Genomic DNA, 17,812 nt, shown 5'->3' on the forward strand with positions numbered 1-17,812 from the left:
GTCCCCGGTGGACCCGGCGGGACGACGGCCACCACCGCTCGTCTGTCTCCGCCTCGTGTCGCGGTCGTTGTGACATCTCTTTACGTCACTGTCATGTACCTGTAGCTTCCGGGCCGCAAGGGCTTTCAGGAACTTGCCGGTTCTTCTTGCAAGGCAACTCCCTCCCCCCGGACCCGCATTGGAGACGCCCCATGAGACGCAGACCCCAACGGCCGCCGCTACGCATGCTGGTGGCGCTCGTCGCGGTGTCCGGACTGTTCGGACTGACCCCGCCGAACGCGGGATCCGTCCCCGTGGAGAAAACGGCCGCCACGTCCGCGACGACGACCGTCTTCTACTACACGAAGACCAAGAACTGGCCCACCACGTACCTGCACTACGCCCCGGACGGCGGCTCCTGGACCACCGTGCCGGGGGTGAAGATGGAGGCGGCCTGCACCGACTGGGTGAAGGAGACCGTCGACCTCGGCTCGGCCGCCGGGCTGCAGGCCACCTTCAACAACGGAAGCGGCACCTGGGACAACAACGGCGGCAACAACTACGCGCTGGGCACCGGCACCATCACCGTCAAGGACGGTGTGATCGCCCACAGTGACCCGTGCGCCGACACCGGCTCGGGAAGCGGCAACCAGGCCACCGTCTACTACTCGACCGCCACGTCCGGCTGGACCACGGCCAACATCCACTACGCGCCCACCGGCGGCTCCTGGACGACGGTCCCCGGCGTCGGCATGGAGACCGCCTGCACCGGCTGGTGGAAGAAGACCCTCGACATCGGTACGGCGACCTCGCTCAAGGCGGCCTTCAACAACGGCAACGGCGTCTGGGACAACAACAACAGCGCCGACTACACGATCCCGTCGGGCACCACGACCGTGAAGGATCGGACCGTCACCGCCGGCGCCACGGACCCGTGCGCCGCCGAAGTGCCCGACGCCCAGGCACCGACCACTCCCACAGGCGTCACGGCGACCGCCACCAACACCTCGGTGGTGGTGAGCTGGAACCCGGCGACCGACGACACCGCCGTGACGAAGTATCAGCTCACGCGCACGGGCGGCACGTCGGGAACCGTCGTCACCGACATCGGCTCGACCGTGTACTCCGACACGGGACTTGAGGAGAACACCACCTACACCTACACGGTGAAGGCCGTCGACGCGGCCGGGAACACCTCGCCCGCCTCCTCCGCGGCCCCCGTCACGACCGGCGAGAAGGCTCCCGCGCCGGCCTCGGGGACGCCGCTCGGCACCGATCCGCGCAAGGACCCGATCTACTTCGTCCTCACCGCCCGCTTCTACGACGGCGACAGTTCCAACAACCGCGGCGGCAGCCAGGACGTCAAGTCGGGCAACGCGGCCAACAACGACCCCATGTTCCGAGGGGACTTCAAGGGTCTCGTCGACAAACTCGACTACATCAAGGCGCTCGGATTCTCGGCCGTCTGGATCACCCCGGTCGTCCTCAACCGCTCGGACTACGACTACCACGGCTATCACGGCTACGACTTCTACAAGGTCGACCCGCGGCTGGAGTCGGCCGGAGCCTCCTACCAGGACCTGATCAACGCGGCCCACGCCAAGGGCATGAAGATCTACCAGGACGTGGTCTACAACCACAGCTCCCGCTGGGGAGCGAAGGGCCTGTTCACGCCGACCGTATACGGCGTACGCGACTCCCAGTGGAGCTGGTACTACGACGAGAAGAACGAGGGCTTCGAGTACGACGGCCTGACCGTCGAGCCCAAGTCGGGCAAGTCGTACTACAACGGCGACCTGTGGTCGACCGCCGAACCCTCCGGGAACACCTGCCTCAACTGGGGCAAGCCCACCGGGGGCAAGAGTGCCGAGGGCTACACCGTGTACAACTGCCAGTGGCCCAGCCCCACTTCGGGGATGTTCCCGAAGGCGTACTACCACCAGTGCTGGATCGGCAACTGGGAGGGCGAGGACTCCCGTTCGTGCTGGCTGCACGAGGACCTCGCCGACTTCAACACCGAGAACGCCACCGTCCAGAACTACCTGATCGGCGCGTACGACAAGTACATCGACATGGGCGTCGACGGATTCCGTGTGGACACCGCCGTCCACATCCCGCGCGTCACCTGGAACCGCCGCTTCCTGCCCGCCATCTACGACCGGGTCACCCAGCGCTTCGGCACGGACGCCGCGAAGAACTTCTTCGTCTTCGGCGAAGTGGGCGCCTTCGTCAACGACAAATGGAACCGCGGCTCGGTGAACCACTCCGCGCAGTTCTACACCTGGAAGGAACGCAAGGAGTACAGCGCGGACGACGAGACGGCCGCCATCGAGCAGTACAACTACGAGGAGCAGCTGGGCACGGGCAGCCAGCCCACCTCCACCAACGCCTTCCTGAGCGGGAACAGCTACCACACCCCGGACCGCAGCCAGTTCTCCGGCATGAACATCATCGACATGCGCATGCACATGAACTTCGGTGACGCGCAGAACGCGTACAACAACGGCAAGGACTCCGACGACTCCGTCAACGACGCCACGTACAACGTCGTCTACGTCGACAGTCACGACTACGGACCGAACAAGTCGAGCACCCGCTACAGCGGCGGCACCGACGCCTGGGCCGAGAACATGGCGCTGATGTGGACCTTCCGCGGCATCCCCACGCTGTACTACGGCTCGGAGATCGAGTTCCAGAAGGGCAAGCAGATCGACTGCGGGCCGACCTGCCCGCTGGCGACGACCGGGCGCGCGTACTACGGCGACCATCTCGCGGGCAGCGTCACGGCCTCCGACTTCGGAAAGGCCGACTCCGCGAGCGGCGAGGTCGCGACGACCCTCGCGCAGCCGCTGGTCAAGCACCTGCAGCGGCTCAACCAGATCCGCCGGGCGATCCCGGCCCTGCAGTCGGGCCAGTACTCGACGGACGGCATCACCGGCTCGATGGCCTTCAAGCGCCGCTACACCAGTGGCTCGACCGACAGTTTCGCCCTGGTCACGGTCACCGGCGACGCTACCTTCACCGGCGTCCCGAACGGCACGTACACGGATGCCGTCACCGGTGACGTGAAGACCGTCTCCGGCGGCACACTGTCGGTGGCCGCGCCCGGGAAGGGAAACCTTCGGGTGTACGTGCTCAACGGCCCCGGCAGGATCGGAACCGACGGGCCCTACCTCAAGTAGGCGGCCCGCGACCGGCCCGCGACCGGCCGACGGGTCACAGGAGCGGCGATCACCGTGATCGCACCGGGCGCCCCACGCCCGCACGGGACATCGTGATCGCCGCTTCCGCGCCCGACGGGAGCCAGGATGAATGGCGTGGTGAGCGTTGGGTACGCGACCGTCGATACGCCCGGGAGCCAGACCGGCCCGGGTGGCCGCCCGCCCGCCACTACCCGGGGATCCCGTCATGGACACGCCCTTGAACAACCACCACCCCACCGCACCCACGGCGACACCCGCCCAGGAGGCCCTGGACACCCTCGCCGCGAACACCGACGACACCGCGGCGCTGGACACGCTCGCCGCCAGCGACGTACTGGTGCCCGTGCCGGACGACGCCACCGACGCGGACATCGCCGATCCCCATGCCGTCGCGCTGCCGGTCCTCGACCAGCCCGGCGGCGGACAGGTGGTTCCGGTGTTCACCTCCGAGCTGGAGCTGGCCGAGCTCCTCCCCTCCGTCTCGCGCTACCGGCTCGTGCCGCTCGGCGCGCTCGCCTCCCAGTGGCCGTCGGACGATCTGGCCCTCACGATCGACGCCGCCTCGCCGCACGGCCTGACCCTCACCTCCGAGGGCGTACGCACACTGCTGGCGCGTCCGTAAGGCTGACGGCCGCGCGACGCGGGCTCCGCCCACGGCCCCGCCCCGGGGGCCGTCGGGTCGGCGTGCGGGTGAAGGACGTCCGGAATTGCTCCTTGCCGTGGAGTGGCCCGGCCCGTCCTGAGGGGGAAGATCCCTGGAAAGGCCGCCGCCGAGGAGTGGGGTTTCCCTTGAGAGTCGTCCTGCTGGGCACCGCCGCCGACGGCGGCTTCCCTCAGTGGAACTGTGCCTGCGGGCTCTGCTCGGCGGCCCGCGACGGAAAACTCCCCGCACGCACCCAGGAGTGCGTCGCCGTCAGCGGCAACTCCCGCGACTGGTGGCTGCTCAACGCCTCACCCGACGTGCGTACGCAGCTGAACGCCACCCCCGCGCTCGCCCCCGGGCCCAGGGGCACACCCGTGTGCGGCGTCCTGCTGACGGACGCCGAGGCCGATCACGTCATGGGACTGGCCGTGCTGCGCGGCGCCCCGGGACTGAAGGTCTACGCCGCGCCCCCGGTCCTCGACGCGCTCTCGCCGTTGCGCACCCTGCTCGACCGCCACACCTTGTGGGAATGGGCGGACAGTCTGACCGAGGGCGGATTCGTCCTGGCCGGGGGACTGGTCGTCAGCGCCCACGCGGTCGGTTCCAAGGCCCCCGGGCACATCGCCGGGACCGCCGCCGACGACGACCGCTGGATGACGGCGTACCGGATCGAGGACCTGACCAGCGGGGGTGTGCTCGTCTACGCGCCCTGCCTGGGGGAATGGACACCCGCGCTGGACGGCCTGTTCACCGGGGCGACCTGCGTCCTGCTCGACGGCACCTTCTATGCGACCGAGGGGACGGACACGGCGGTGCGGGGATCCCATGGGCGGAAGTCCAAGGAGCGCCTTCCCGGGCACCTCCCGGTCTCCGGCGTGGACGGCAGCCTGGCCGCGCTGGCGCGGCATCCGGACGCACGCGTTGTCTATACCCACCTCGACAGCACGAACCCGCTGCTCGACCCGGCCACGGACGCCTGTGCGTCGGTGACCGGGGCCGGCGCCGAAATCCTGCCGGACGGAGCGGAGTTCGTGCTGTAGCGGAGGCCGGGTGCGAAGGACCGCGGCGAAGGGCGGTGGAGGAAGGCTGTGGAGGAGATCAGTCGTGCGGCCGCAGCATGCGGGCGAGCACGGACCGCTGCAGGGGGAGCACCTCGGCGTGCAGGTCGCGGCCCTTCTGGGTGAGGGCGACCCACACCCCGCGGCGGTCCTCCTGGCAGACGGTGCGTTCCACCAGGCCGTCCTTCTCCAGCCGGCCGATGAGCCGGGACAGCGCGCTCTGGCTCAGATGGACCCGGCCCGCGATGTTCTGCACCCGGCACTGCTCGCCGGACTCGGTGGCGGTCTCCGAGGCGAGGATGTCCAGGACCTCGAAGTCACTGGCTCCCAGGCCGTGCGGATGCAACGCGCGGTCGATCTCGCACATCGTGCGCGCGTGCACCGACAGGATGTCCCGCCACTGGTCCTCCAGCCGGGCATCGGGCGTCTTCGTTGCCATAACTGAACGGTAACAGAGATCGGGCCATTGATTGAGTGTGCAACTAGTGCGTCTGCATCGGTCACCGTTCGCCCGCACTCGGTCACCGTTGGCCGCATCCGGTCGTCGTCGGCCCGTGTCCAGAGGCCGCTCGCCCGCATCCGGAGGGCCAGGCAGGCCTGGCTGTCAGGTGGTGGGGTCCTGGATCAGCCCGACCTGGTTGCCCTCCGCGTCCTTCACCGACGCGACCAGCCTCCCGTTGCCCACGTCCTGGAGCTCCTGGAGCGTCTCGGCGCCGGCGCCGAGCAGGACCGACAGGGACTCCTTGATGTCGTCGACGTGCCAGAAGGGGACCGGCCCGGTCAGCCCCTTGGCGTGGCCGTTCGGGTCGAGGCCGACATCCTGACCCGCGTCCTTGAAACCGACGTAGTACGGCTCGTCCACGTACGGTTCCACCCCCAGCAGCGCGGTGAACAGGGCCTTTGCCTTCGCGATGTCCTTGACGGGGTAGATGATCGTCTTGACTCCGGTGGTCATCCCGACTCCTCGTGGTGGGTGGCGGCCGCGTCGGCCGGCTGTCGTGTCGCCGGTGTTCCGACGGTCCTTTCACGCTAAGCGGGGGGAGGCGCGTATGGCTTCTCGAATCCTGACCGGTGCGCCGGACCTCCCCGGAGCGGGGCCGGGCCCCGGGGAGATCCGGTCCCGGGGCCCCTGCGTTTCCGGGGCCCGCTCGGGGCGGCCGCTCGGGTGCGCCCCGGTGTGCTCCGGTGCGGCCCTCAGGTGGACTCGCGGCGCACCAGTTCCGTCGGCAGGATCACCGCCGCCGGGTCCTCGCCGCCGATCTGAGCGAGGAGGACCCGGACCATCTCGGAGCTGATGCGGTCCCAGGGCTGGCGGATGGTGGTGAGGGCCGGGGTGGCGGCCGTGGCGGCGGGGGAGTCGTCGAAGCCGCCGACCGAGACGTCCTCCGGGACCCGGCGGCCGGCCTTGCGCAGCGCGGCCAGCACGCCCTGGGCCATCAGATCGGAGGCGACGAACACGGCGTCCATGTCCGGGGCGCTCTCGAGGAGCCGTTCGGCGCCCGCCTCACCGCTGGCGCGGCTGTAGTCGCCGGAGGCGATGAGCCGGTCGTCGGCCTCGACGCCCGCCTCGGCGAGCACCTCCCGGTAGCCGGCGAGGCGCTCGACACCGCCGGGGGTGTCCAGCGGGCCGGTGACCATTCCGATACGGCGCCGCCCGAGGGAGAGCAGGTGCGTGACCATGTCCCGGGCACCGTCCCGGTCGTCGGCGGCCACGTAACTCACCTTGGAACCGAGGCCGATGGGCTTTCCGCACGCGACGAGCGGCACACCGGCCTCGCGCAACTGCTCGGCGACCGGATCGCCGGAGTGGCTGGAGACCAGCAGCACCCCGTCGACATGGCCCGCCGTGATGTACCGGGTGATGCGCCGCCGTTCGTCCTGGGTGCCTGCGAGCATCAACAGGAGCGGGACGTCGTGCGCGGCGAGCGCCTGGGTGCAGCCGCGCAGCAGGACGTTGAAGTTCGGGTCCTCGAAGAACCGCTCCTGGGGCTCGGTCAGCAGGAAGCCGACCGAGTCGGACCGTCCGGTGATCAGCGAACGGGCGTGCCGGTTCACGACGTAGCCCGTCCTGCGGATGGCGGCGTTGACCGCCTCCGCCGCCGTGGGGCTCACATAGTGCCCGCCGTTGAGTACGCGTGACACGGTGCCTCGTGAGACACCGGCCTCGCGCGCGACGTCATGGATCGTCGGCGGCTTGCGCCGACCCCCCGTGTTGCTCATGGTCATGACTTTACGGCTCCGGACAGCAGGTCGAGGCTCCAGAAGCGCTGGATGACCAGGAACAGCGCGACCAGCGGGATGATCGCGAGCAGGGCGCCGGTGATCACCAGGGTGTACAGGGCCGGGGTGTTGGAGCCCTGTTCGAGGAGGGTGAACAGGCCGAGCGTGATCGGGAACTTCTCGTCGTCGCTGAGCATGATGTAGGGGAGCAGGAAGTTGTTCCACACGGCCACGAACTGGAACAGGAAGACCGTCACCAGACCGGGCACCATCATGGGCAGCGCGACCCGGGTGAAGATCCGCCACTCGCCGGCGCCGTCCATCCGCCCGGCCTCGACCACGTCACCGGGGACGGCCGCGGCGGCGTAGATCCGGGCGAGGTACACGCCGTACGGGGACAGGACGAGAGGCAGCAGCACCGACGCGTACGAGTCCGTCAGGTCCGCCTTGGCCATAAGCAGGTACTGCGGGATCGCGAGGATCACCGGCGGCATCAGCACGCCCGCCATCAGTACATTGAAGATGGTCTCGCGGCCCCGGAAGCGGTAGATCGCGAGGGCGTAGCCGCTGACCGCCGAGACAGCCGTCGACAGCAGGGCGCCGAGCCCGGCGTAGAGCGCGGAGTTGCCCATCCACTTCCAGTAGATGCCGTCGCGGTAGGCGCTGAGGTCCTTGATGTTCTGGGTGAACCCGGTGCCCGGCAGGAAGGTGAACGTCGAGAACAGCTCGCGGCCCGACTTGGTGGCCGCGATCACCACCCAGGCGACGGGCAGCAGACAGTAGAGCGCGCCGAGCAGCAGAGTGAGGGTGGGGACCAGGGCGATCCGGCCGCGCAGGGGCGGTCCCTGGGCGGTGCCGGGGGTGGTGCCCGCGGCCGGTGCGGCCTTGCGGACGGCAAGAGAACTCATCGTGCTTCCTCCTGCTTGGTACGGGAGTTCGCGGCGCGCAGGAAACCGAAGGACAGGACCAGCGTGACCACGGCGATGATCACGGCCTCGGCGGCGGCCGCGTAGATGTCACCGGTGTTGAACGCGTCCCGGTAGACCTTCATCAGCGGACTCCAGGTCGTGGAGACGGAGTTGGTGAGGGGTTTGAGGGTGGTCGGCTCGCTGAACACCTGGAGCGTGGCGATGATCGAGAAGAAGAAGGTGAGCACCAGGGAGGGCGCCACCATCGGGATCTTGATCCGCAGGGCGGTCTGCAGCGGGCCGGCGCCGTCCAGCTTCGCCGCCTCGCGCACCTCGGCCGGGATGGCCTGGAGCGAGGTGTAGATGACGATCATGTTGAAGCCGGTGCCGCCCCACACCGCGATGTTCGACAGAGCGAGGAACAGCGGGCCGCCGTCCAGCAGGTTCGGCTGCGGCAGGCCCAGTTTGCCGAGAATGAAGTAGAAGGGGCTGACGTCCGGGAGGTACAGGAATCCCCACAGGAGGGCCGCCACGACGCCGGGGATGGCGTACGGCAGGAAGATCGCGAGCCGGGTGAAGGGCGCGAGGCGCACCTTCTCCGCATCGAGCATCAGCGCGAAGACCAGCGCGAGGCCGAGCATCACCGGCACGACGATGAGGCCATAGCCCGCCACGCGCAGCGCGCCGGCGACCAACTCGCTGTCGGTCAGCGCGTCGGTGTAGTTCCTGAGGCCCGCCCAGACTTCGTTGCGGGCACCGGCGCCCAGGCCGAGGCCCTTGACCTGGACCTTGTGCAGGCTCAGCCAGATCGCGTAGCCGATGGGCAGTGCGAAGAAGAGGACGAAGAGGATCGTCGCGGGGAGGAGAAAACCGTACGGGGCCCCCTTGACCCCGTACGGCTTCCGGCGTGCGGTCGTCACTGAGCGACCCCGAAGCCCTGCTTCTTGAGGTCGGCGACAGTGGCGTCCTGCATGGTCTTCAGGGCGGCGCCGAAGTCCGACTTGTTCTTCGCGGCGGCGCCGAAGGCGTCGTTGAAGGACGTGTAGGCCACGTTCACGTTCGGGCCCCACGCGGACGGCGCGGTGGTCTTGGCGATCTCCGAGGCCTTGGTGTAGAAGTCCGGCTGGTTGGAGAAGAAGGCCGGCGGCTGCGCGAACGCGTCACTGGTCTGCGCGCTCGTGGACGCCGGGTAGATGCCGCTCTCCTTGGCCAGCGCGGCCACCGCCTGCGGGTCCGTGTTCAGCCAGGCGGCGAACTTCGCGGCGGCCGCCTTGTGCGGGGAGTCCGTGGTGACGGCCGTCGAGGAGCCGCCCCAGCTGCCGGTGACGTTCTCGCCGGCTGACCACTGCGGCAGCGGGGCCATCGCCCACTTGCCCGTGGTCTGCGGGGCCGCCGTGGTCAGGGTGCCGGGCGCCCACACCGCGCTGACCCAGGCGATCTCCTTGCCGGTGTTCAGCGCCTTGTTCCAGGCCGGCTGGTACATCGGCTGGTTGTCGATCGCGCCCTCCTTGACGAGACCGCCCCAGAAGTCGGCGACCTTCCGGGTGGCCGCGTCGTCGATGCCGACCTTCCACTTGTCGCCGGAGGCGGTCCACCACTTGGCACCCGCCTGCTGGGCCAGACCGGCGAACTGGCCGGAGTCGTTGGCGGAGAAGGTGGTCAGGGCCTTGTCCGGCGCCTTCTTCTTCAGCGCGCGGGCGGTCTCGGCGAACTGCTCCCAGGTCGTCGGAACCGTCAGGCCGTACTTCTTGAACAGGTCCGCGCGGTAGTAGAACATCATCGGGCCGATGTCCTGCGGGATCGCGTAGACCGCGTCCGTACCCAGCGTCGTCTGCTGCCACACGCCGTCGGCGAACTTGGTCTTCGCCTCCTTCGACTCGGCGGCTATGTCGGCGAGCGCGTCGTTGCTGACCAGCGTCGGCAGCGCCTGGTACTCGGCCTGGACCAGGTCCGGTGCCTTCTTCGCCTTGTGCGCGGTGAGGATCTTGGTGATGAGCGTGTCGCCCGAGGCCTGCTTCTTCACCTCGACGGTGATCTGCTGCTGCTTCCCCGGCCCCTTGTTCCAGAGGTCGACGACCTTGTCCATGCCCGGCGCCCAGGTCCAGAACGTCAGTGTCGCGGGTCCGGACTGGGATGCGCTCTTGTCGTCGTCCGACGAGCCGCAGGCGGCGAGCGAGGTGGCGCCGAGGACGACGGCGATGGTGCTGGCCACGAGGCGGTTGTGCTTCGTGATGGGCATGGAACGTTCTCCCCTGACCTGGGCCTCCGCCTGCTGCGGAGGCCTGCCCTGTTCTTGCGCGGGTCGCGTTGGGGCGCGTCTGCCGGTACCGGGACCGCGACCGTGTTCTCGACCCTCAGGGCCTTCGCACAGTCGCCTCTCGACACCGGAGCGCCTCCTTCGGCACACTCGCGGTGCTTCTGTGAGCGTTCACAGTAGAGAAACATCCCGGACACTTGTCAATGGTTGTTGCTGTGCGGTTATGTTGGGCTCACGCCGCTGGCGCTGTGTGTGCACGTTCCCAAATGATCGATTACATGGGAGAGATCCATGCCGGAGACCAACCCCAAGGGCCTCACCGGGCTCGCCTTCGGTGGGGACTACAACCCCGAGCAGTGGCCGGAAAGCGTCTGGCCCGAGGATGTCCGGTTGATGCGCGAGGCAGGCGTCACGATGGTGAGCGTCGGGATCTTCTCCTGGGCGCTGCTCGAACCGGTTCCGGGCACTTACGAGTTCGGCTGGCTCGACCGCCTGCTCGACCTGCTGCACAAGAACGGCATACGCGCGGACCTGGGCACCCCGACCGTCGCACCGCCCGCCTGGTTCTACCGCGAACACCCTGAAGCGCTCCCCGTTGCCGCCGACGGCACCCGCTACGCCTTCGGATCACGCGGCGCCATCTGCCACAGCAACAGCGACTACCGGGCGGCAGCCGCCTCCATCACCACACGGCTCGCGACCCGGTACGCCGACCACCCCGCACTCGCCCTGTGGCACGTCCACAACGAGTACGGCGTCCCCGTCTCCGCCTGCTACTGCGATTCCTGCGCCGCGCACTTCCGCACCTGGCTGACCACCACCTACGGCACCATCGACGAGCTCAACGAGGCCTGGGGAACCGCCTTCTGGGGCCAGCGCTACGCCGGCTTCGACCAGGTCGACCCGCCGCGCATCACCCCGACCGTCGGCAATCCCGCGCAGGCGCTGGACTACAAGAGGTTCGCCGACACGACCATGCGCGAGAACTTCGTGGCCGAGCGGGACATCCTGCACCGCCTCGCGCCCGGCATCCCGGTGACCACCAACTTCATGACGGCCCTCAGCCAGTGCGACTCCGTCGACTACTGGGCATGGGGCCGCGAGGTCGACCTGGTCACCAACGACCACTACCTGATGACCGACGGCCGCCGCACCCACGTGAACCTCGCGATGGCCGCCGACCTCACCCGATCGGTCGCGGGCGGCGCGCCCTGGCTGCTCCTCGAACACTCCACCTCGGGCGTCAACTGGCAGCCCCGCAACCCCGCCAAGGCGCCCGGACAGATGGCCCGCAACTCCCTCTCCCACGTGGCGCGCGGCTCCGAGGGCGCCATGTTCTTCCAGTGGCGGCAGTCCCGGCGCGGCGCCGAGAAGTTCCACTCCTCGATGCTGCCGCACGCCGGCACCGACTCACGCGTGTGGCGCGAGGTCGTCGAACTCGGCGCGTCCATCGACTCGTTGGCCGCCGTCAAGGGAACCCGCACGGTCGCCGACGTGGCCGTGCTGTGGGACTGGCAGTCGTGGTGGGCGCAGAGCCTGCAGTGGCGTCCCAGCGAGGACCACGACGCACGCGAGCGCGCCGACGCCTTCTACGAGGCCCTCTACGACCGCCACCTCACGGTCGACTTCGCGCACCCGGAAGCCGACTTGTCAGCCTATCCCCTTGTCGTCGTACCCGCGCTCTATCTGATGACCGAGGCCGCGGGGAACAATCTCAGGGAGTACGTCGACAACGGTGGCACCCTGCTCGTCTCGTACTTCTCCGGCATCGTCGACGAGCACGACGCCGTGCACGAGGGCCCCCACCCCGGCGCCCTGCGGGACGTACTCGGCCTGACCGTCGAGGAGTTCTCCCCGCTGCTTCAAGGCGAGCTCGTCCGGATCACCGGGCCCGACGGATCCGAACTCACCGGCGACGTGTGGACCGAGTTCGTGGTGCCGCGCGGCGCCGAGACCGTCTGGACGTACGCCGACGGGCTCACCGCCGGCCACCCGGCGGTCACCCGGCATCAGAGCGGCGCCGGCTCGGCCTGGTACGTGTCGACGCGCCTCGGAGCCGGGGGACTCGACGCCCTGATCGGCTGGGTGGCCGAAGACGCGCGCATCGCGCCGCGCGCGGATCTGCCCCGCGATGTCGAAGTGGTGCGTCGCACCGGCGAGTCGGGCACCTACGTCTTCGCCGTCAACCACACCTCGTCGGACGCCAAGGTGCCGCTGGACGCGCACGGCACCGAGCTTCTGACGGGCGAACGCGCCGCCGGCCGCCTCGCTGTCCCGGCGGGCGCCGTCCGGGTCGTCCGCCTCGACCGCTGACGGGGCCGCCGGTCGAGCGGGCCGTCCGAGGCGTGTGACCGGGCGGCCAACCGGCCTCCGGCTCACGGGACTTGCCTGTGGCCCGGCCCGCCCCGGTGGCGAGCTCCGGCGGCCGGCCGGGGCGGTGAGCCGAGTGACCGCACCAGATGCCACCGGTTCCGCCGATCCGGCCGAACCGCACACGCCGCCGGGTCCGCCGATCCGGTGGCGTCACCGAAGTCGTCCGGGCCGCAACCCGGCGGCGTCACCGACACCGCCGGGTTGCGGCCCGGCGTAAGGAACGACCATCGCCGGGTTGCGGACCTGGCGACGGCCCCTCAGCCGTTGGGGCCGCGCCGGGCGACGACACCCCGGTCGTCGGGGTCGCAACCCGGTGACTGCCCCGAGTTGTCGGCCCGCAATCCGGCGACTGCCCCCACCCCGTCGGGGCCGCGACCCGGCAACCCCACAGCCGTCGGGGCCGCAATCCAGCGGCTGTTCCGAATCGAACCGAGCCGTCCGGGTCGCGCGACCCGGTGACCGCCCCGATCCCGCCGGGGCACAACCCGGTGATCCCCCCGCCCGGACGGGTTCCACAACCCCCCGGTCGGTCCAACAGCCGTCCGAGTCAAGGGACTCGGCGGTGAGCCGACTCCCCTCCGCCCGTGTGAGCCAAGTAGCCGCGGGCGGAGGGGCCGCCCCCGGATCCACCGGGGGCACCCTCTCCCCACCACGTCGAAGGGACGACGGACGATGATGTTCCATCCCAGACGCACACTCAGGGCCTTGCTGCTGCCGCTCGCGGCCGGGCTCGCCCTCACGGCCCTCCCCGCGCAGACCGCGCAGGCGGCGAGCACCCTGACCAACGCCGGGTTCGAGGCCGACGGGACCGGCGCCGCCGTGCCCAGCGGCTGGTCGGAGTCCGGCACCACCGGCGCCTCGTACGTCGAGGCCGGTGGCCACGGCGGGAGTTACCGCCTCAGCCACTACTCCGCCTCGGCCTACAAGGTGGAGACCTACCAGACCCTCACAGGGCTGACCAACGGGAACTACAAACTCACCGCGTGGGTGCGCTCGGGCGGCGGACAGAACTCCGCCTACCTCGCCCTGAAGAACTGCGGCGGCACCGAGCAGCGCACCGATCTGCCGGTCTCCACCAGCGGGTGGATCCACCTGGTCGTGCCCGTCGCCGTGACGGGCAACCAGTGCACGATCAGCGTCTACTCCGACGCCAACGCCGGAAACTGGATCAACGTCGACGACCTGACGTTCACCTCTGGCACCACCGGACTGACCGTCAAGGGCTCCGACATCTCCTCCCTCGCCAAGAGCGAGGCCTACGGCGGGGTCTACAAGACCAGTTCCGGCACCACCGGCGACGCGCTCGCCATCCTCAAGTCCGCCGGGATGAACTACGCGCGCCTCAAGGTCTGGGTGAACCCGGCCGACGGCTACAACAACAAGGCCCGCGTCCTCGCGATGGCCAAGCGCATCAAGGCGCAGGGCATGAAGCTCCTGGTCGACTTCCACTACTCGGACACCTGGGCCGACCCCGGCACCCAGACCAAGCCGGCCGCCTGGGCCGGGCACTCGTACAGCCAGCTCAAGACCGACGTCTACAACCACACGTATGACGTCCTCAACTCCCTGAAGGCGCAGGGCACCACGGCCGACATGGTGCAGATCGGCAACGAGATCAACGGCGGCATGCTCTGGTCCGAGGGTTCCACGGACAACTTCGCGCAGCTCGCCGGACTGCTCAACTCCGGCTACGACGCAGCCAAGGCGGTCAGCTCCTCGACCGTCGTGGCCCTGCACCTCGCCAAGGGCGGGGACCTCACCGGCACCCGCTGGTGGTTCGACACCGCCCTCGCCAACGGCGTGAAGTTCGACGCCATCGGCCTGTCCTACTACGGCTACTGGCACGGCTCGCTCTACGACTTCCAGACCACCCTGGACGACGCGGCCGCCCGCTACAGCAAGCCGGTCTTCGTCGCCGAGACGGCCTACCCCTTCCGTCTGGACAGCGACGACGCGCTCACCAACCAGATCGACACGACCGCCGAACTGGTCTCCGGCTACGCGGCCACGACCACCGGGCAGTCCAACTGGCTGCGGGACGTGATGAACATCGTGGAGGCCGTGCCGAACGGCCGCGGTCTCGGCGTCTTCTACTGGGAGGCCACCTGGACGGCGGTCACCGGCAACGGCTGGGACCCGGCCGACGCGACGTCCGGCAACGGATGGGAGAACCAGGCCCTGTTCGGCTTCGACGACAAGGCGCTTCCGGCCATGTCCCTGTTCAGTCACCGCTGAGCCTGGCGGGGCCCGGCCGCCGGTGCGGCCGGGCCCCGCGCCCTTTCGGAGCAGTTAGGCTCCGGCCAGGGTCGTGGAAGGCCGTGCGTGCCACCCCGGGCTGCGGGACAGTAGCGGGAGACCGCCGCGACGGAGGGGGACGAGATGCTGAAGGGGCCCGTCAATGGGCAACGACTGGACATCCTGGAGTGGTTGCGGAACCCCGTGGTGCACTTCCCGCCGCAGCGCCGCGGCGACCTCGTCGAGGACGGCGTCAGCCCCGAGGCACTCGCCGTCAAACTCGGTGTGAGCCGGGCCGTGGCACGCACCCATCTCGACCTCCTCACCGGCGTCGGACTGCTGCGCGCCAAGAAGGTGGGACGGCGGACCTACTACCGCCGCGACGAGTACCGCATCGCCGAGGTCACGCACTACTTCGAGAAGGGCTGGTAGACACGTGGGACAACGGTCCGCGGCGACGGGACACACCGCACTCGCACCCCGGCTCGTCGTGCCCCTCGGCGGCCGTGGCCCCGAGGACGTGGTGGCCGACCCCCGGGGCGGGGTGCTGACCGGTCTGGAGGACGGCCGCATCGTACGCGTCGACGGGCTCGGTGATCCCGACCGCGTCGGCGTCCGCGTCGTCGCCGAGACGGGCGGCAGACCGCTGGGCCTCGAACTCCTCCCGGACAACGCTCTGCTGGTGTGCGACGCCGAGCGTGGGCTGCTGCGGATCGGGCTCGGGGACGGAGTCGTGCGCGTCCTCGCCGACCGGGTCGCCGGTGTCCCGCTGCGCTTCTGCAGCAACGTGGTCGCCCTCTCGGACGGCACGGTGTACTTCACCGTCTCCAGCCGGAGTTACCCCCTGAAGCAGTGGATCGGCGATCTCGTCGAACACACCGGATCCGGCTGCCTGCTGCGCCTCGCACCGGGGGAGACGGAACCCGAAGTGCTGCTGGAGGGACTGCAGTTCGCCAACGGTCTCGCCTCCTCGGCAGACGAGTCCTTCCTCGTCGTCGCGGAGACCGGCGCGTGGCGCCTCGTCCGCTACTGGCTCACCGGACCGCGGGCGGGCCAGGCCGAGACCTTCGTCGACGACCTCCCGGGCCAGCCGGACAATCTCTGGCGGGCCCCCGACGGCCCGATCTGGGTGGCACTGGCGGGGCCCCGCGTAGGCGCCCTGGAACTCCTGCACCGCCGGGGCCCGGCCGTTCGGCGCGTTGCGGCCCGGGTCGCCGTGCGCGCTCCCTTCCGTCCGCCGGGCACCACGGGTGTCCTCGCGGTCGACGACGCGGGCGGCGTCGTGCATCACCTGGAAAGCCGCCGTGCGCGGTTCCGTATGGTCACCAGCGTCTGTGAGGCCGACGGCCTGCTGATTCTCGGAAGCATCTGGGAGCGGGGCCTCGCGGTCTGTGATCTGCCCGGCACCTCCGACTGAGCCGCCGCGCGAGGCCTTTCGAGGGACGGGCCGGGTGTGCGCGGCCCGAGCCCCCGGCGTTACCCTGTTCACCGGCCGCGATCTTGCATTGCGGCGCGGCGGTGGGGCCCGCCGTACCCGAACCGCGGCACGGATGCCGCCGACGGTCCCTGCTTGCGATGCTGTGTGCCCGCACCGGCCCGGCGAGTAGGAGCGCCAGACACATGACAGTCCCGCATCCCGAGCGCGTCGGCGAATCCGGCACGCCCGCGCGCGTGGCGTCTCCCTGGCGGGGCCAGGGTCCGGTCGTCGCGGTGGTCGCCCTCGGCGGGGCCATCGGCGCCACGGCCCGGTACGGAGCGGCGCGGCTGTGGCCCACACCGGACGGCGCCTTCCCCTGGACCACGTTCACGGTCAATGTCGTGGGCTGCGCCGTGATCGGCGTCTTCATGGTGCTGATCACCGACGCGTGGAGGGCGCACCGCCTGGTGCGTCCCTTCTTCGGCACCGGAGTCCTCGGCGGCTTCACCACCTTCTCGACGTACGCCGTCGACATCCGGAAACTGGTCGGCACGGGCCACCCGGGCACCGGGCTCGGCTATCTCGCCGCGACCCTGTGCGCGGCGCTCGCAGCGATGTGGCTCGCGGTGACGGCGACCCGCCGCGCCCTGGCGTGGAGGCGGCGATGACAAGACTGACGGGCAGCGCCCTGCGGATGACGATCTTCATCGGCGAGAACGACACCTGGCACCACAAGCCGCTCTACGCGGAGATCGTGCACCGCGCCCACGCGGCGGGCCTCGCGGGCGCCAGCGTCTTCCGGGGCATCGAGGGTTTCGGCACCTCCTCCCTCATCCACACCTCGCGCCTGCTCTCGCTGAGCGAGGACCTTCCGGTGGCCGTGATCGTCGTGGACACCGAGGCGCGCGTGCGGGCCTTCCTGCCGCAGCTCGACGAACTCGTCACCGAGGGCCTGGTGATCCTCGACGACTGCGAGGCCATCCATTACGGGGGACGGGACCGCACCCCCGAGGGCTCCCCGGGCACCACAGCCGCCGCCGGCGATCTGCCTGGGAAGGGTGAGAAGTCGTTGTGAACTGGCTGCTGGTGATCGTCGGTGCCGCGGTCGGCGCACCCCTGCGCCATCTGACCGACCGGGCGGTACAGCTGAAGCACGATACGGTCTTCCCCTGGGGCACCCTCGTCGTGAACGTGACAGGGTGCCTGGTTCTCGGTCTGCTGACCGGTGCCGCCTCGGCCGGTCAGGTGTCCGAACACCTGCAACTGCTGATCGGGACCGGTCTGTGCGGGGCGCTGACCACGTACTCGACGTTCTCGTACGAGACCCTGCGGCTGACCGAGACCGGTGCGGGGTTCTACGCTGCCGCCAACGTGATCGTGAGCGTGACGGCGGGCCTCGGCGCGGCGTTCGCCGGGGTCTCGTTTGCGCAAGCTTTGTGGACGTAGATGACGGGCGTCCGCGCGCATAGGTAACACTGTCTCCTGCACCGTCTACAGCACTGTCGACCAACTCCTCAGA

16 protein-coding genes are annotated in these 17,812 nt (G+C 69.7%); 10 read left to right on the top strand and 6 right to left on the bottom strand.

Going from position 1 to position 17,812, the window contains the following annotated elements; genetic code table 11:
• Positions 1-191: 191 nt before the first annotated feature.
• The 3 genes from N4G66_RS24920 to pqqB all read left to right on the top strand — a co-directional run bounded on the left by N4G66_RS24920 (position 192) and on the right by pqqB (position 4,865).
• The gene (locus tag N4G66_RS24920) at positions 192-3,161 is read left to right on the top strand and encodes a carbohydrate binding domain-containing protein (RefSeq protein ID WP_261706413.1); all 2,970 of its coding nucleotides are present in this window, start codon (positions 192-194) and stop codon (positions 3,159-3,161) included.
• 226 nt (positions 3,162-3,387) lie between these two features.
• Positions 3,388-3,804 (top strand): SseB family protein, encoded by a 417-nt coding sequence (locus N4G66_RS24925; protein ID WP_261706414.1) that lies wholly within the window; start codon positions 3,388-3,390, stop codon positions 3,802-3,804.
• Between the two features lie 167 nt (positions 3,805-3,971).
• The gene (pqqB, locus tag N4G66_RS24930) at positions 3,972-4,865 is read left to right on the top strand and encodes a pyrroloquinoline quinone biosynthesis protein PqqB (RefSeq protein ID WP_261706415.1); all 894 of its coding nucleotides are present in this window, start codon (positions 3,972-3,974) and stop codon (positions 4,863-4,865) included.
• 58 nt (positions 4,866-4,923) lie between these two features.
• Here pqqB and N4G66_RS24935 read toward each other — a convergent pair whose 3' ends face one another.
• The 6 genes from N4G66_RS24935 to N4G66_RS24960 form a co-directional block, all read right to left on the bottom strand.
• The gene (locus N4G66_RS24935; protein WP_261706416.1) at positions 4,924-5,322 is read right to left on the bottom strand and encodes a MarR family winged helix-turn-helix transcriptional regulator; all 399 of its coding nucleotides are present in this window, start codon (positions 5,320-5,322) and stop codon (positions 4,924-4,926) included.
• A gap of 165 nt (positions 5,323-5,487) precedes the next feature.
• Positions 5,488-5,838: a VOC family protein gene (locus tag N4G66_RS24940; protein ID WP_261706417.1), complete on the bottom strand. Its 351-nt coding sequence runs from the start codon at positions 5,836-5,838 to the stop codon at positions 5,488-5,490.
• Between the two features lie 239 nt (positions 5,839-6,077).
• Positions 6,078-7,109, bottom strand: coding sequence for a LacI family DNA-binding transcriptional regulator (locus tag N4G66_RS24945; protein WP_261706418.1), 1,032 nt, complete (start codon positions 7,107-7,109; stop codon positions 6,078-6,080).
• Positions 7,106-8,011, bottom strand: a complete 906-nt coding sequence (locus N4G66_RS24950) for a carbohydrate ABC transporter permease (protein WP_261706419.1) — start codon at positions 8,009-8,011, stop codon at positions 7,106-7,108. Before N4G66_RS24950 ends, N4G66_RS24945 begins: the two co-directional genes overlap by 4 nt.
• Positions 8,008-8,931, bottom strand: coding sequence for a carbohydrate ABC transporter permease (locus N4G66_RS24955; protein WP_261706420.1), 924 nt, complete (start codon positions 8,929-8,931; stop codon positions 8,008-8,010). Before N4G66_RS24955 ends, N4G66_RS24950 begins: the two co-directional genes overlap by 4 nt.
• Positions 8,928-10,250 carry an ABC transporter substrate-binding protein gene (locus N4G66_RS24960; RefSeq protein WP_261706421.1) on the bottom strand — a complete coding sequence of 441 codons (1,323 nt, stop codon included), beginning with the start codon at positions 10,248-10,250 and terminating at the stop codon, positions 8,928-8,930. The genes N4G66_RS24955 and N4G66_RS24960 overlap by 4 nt, the downstream gene beginning before the upstream one ends.
• Positions 10,251-10,559: 309 nt before the next feature.
• Between N4G66_RS24960 and N4G66_RS24965 the strand changes: the two genes are divergently transcribed.
• The 7 genes from N4G66_RS24965 (at position 10,560) to crcB (N4G66_RS24995) (ending at position 17,739) form a co-directional block, all read left to right on the top strand.
• Positions 10,560-12,581 (top strand): beta-galactosidase, encoded by a 2,022-nt coding sequence (locus N4G66_RS24965; RefSeq protein WP_261706422.1) that lies wholly within the window; start codon positions 10,560-10,562, stop codon positions 12,579-12,581.
• Positions 12,582-13,316: 735 nt separating this feature from the next.
• Positions 13,317-14,876, top strand: coding sequence for a glycoside hydrolase family 53 protein (locus N4G66_RS24970; RefSeq protein WP_261706469.1), 1,560 nt, complete (start codon positions 13,317-13,319; stop codon positions 14,874-14,876).
• A gap of 144 nt (positions 14,877-15,020) precedes the next feature.
• The gene (locus tag N4G66_RS24975) at positions 15,021-15,308 is read left to right on the top strand and encodes an ArsR/SmtB family transcription factor (RefSeq protein WP_261706423.1); all 288 of its coding nucleotides are present in this window, start codon (positions 15,021-15,023) and stop codon (positions 15,306-15,308) included.
• Positions 15,309-15,312: 4 nt separating this feature from the next.
• Positions 15,313-16,293 carry an SMP-30/gluconolactonase/LRE family protein gene (locus tag N4G66_RS24980; protein ID WP_261706424.1) on the top strand — a complete coding sequence of 327 codons (981 nt, stop codon included), beginning with the start codon at positions 15,313-15,315 and terminating at the stop codon, positions 16,291-16,293.
• A gap of 203 nt (positions 16,294-16,496) precedes the next feature.
• Positions 16,497-16,961: a fluoride efflux transporter CrcB gene (gene crcB, locus N4G66_RS24985; RefSeq protein WP_261706425.1), complete on the top strand. Its 465-nt coding sequence runs from the start codon at positions 16,497-16,499 to the stop codon at positions 16,959-16,961.
• Positions 16,958-17,368, top strand: a complete 411-nt coding sequence (locus N4G66_RS24990; RefSeq protein ID WP_261706426.1) for a DUF190 domain-containing protein — start codon at positions 16,958-16,960, stop codon at positions 17,366-17,368. Before crcB (N4G66_RS24985) ends, N4G66_RS24990 begins: the two co-directional genes overlap by 4 nt.
• Positions 17,365-17,739, top strand: coding sequence for a fluoride efflux transporter CrcB (gene crcB / locus N4G66_RS24995; protein ID WP_261706427.1), 375 nt, complete (start codon positions 17,365-17,367; stop codon positions 17,737-17,739). Before N4G66_RS24990 ends, crcB (N4G66_RS24995) begins: the two co-directional genes overlap by 4 nt.
• The last annotated feature ends 73 nt before the right edge of the window (positions 17,740-17,812 follow it).

Source organism: Streptomyces rhizosphaerihabitans, from assembly GCF_025399795.1.
GTDB lineage: Bacteria > Actinomycetota > Actinomycetes > Streptomycetales > Streptomycetaceae > Streptomyces > Streptomyces rhizosphaerihabitans.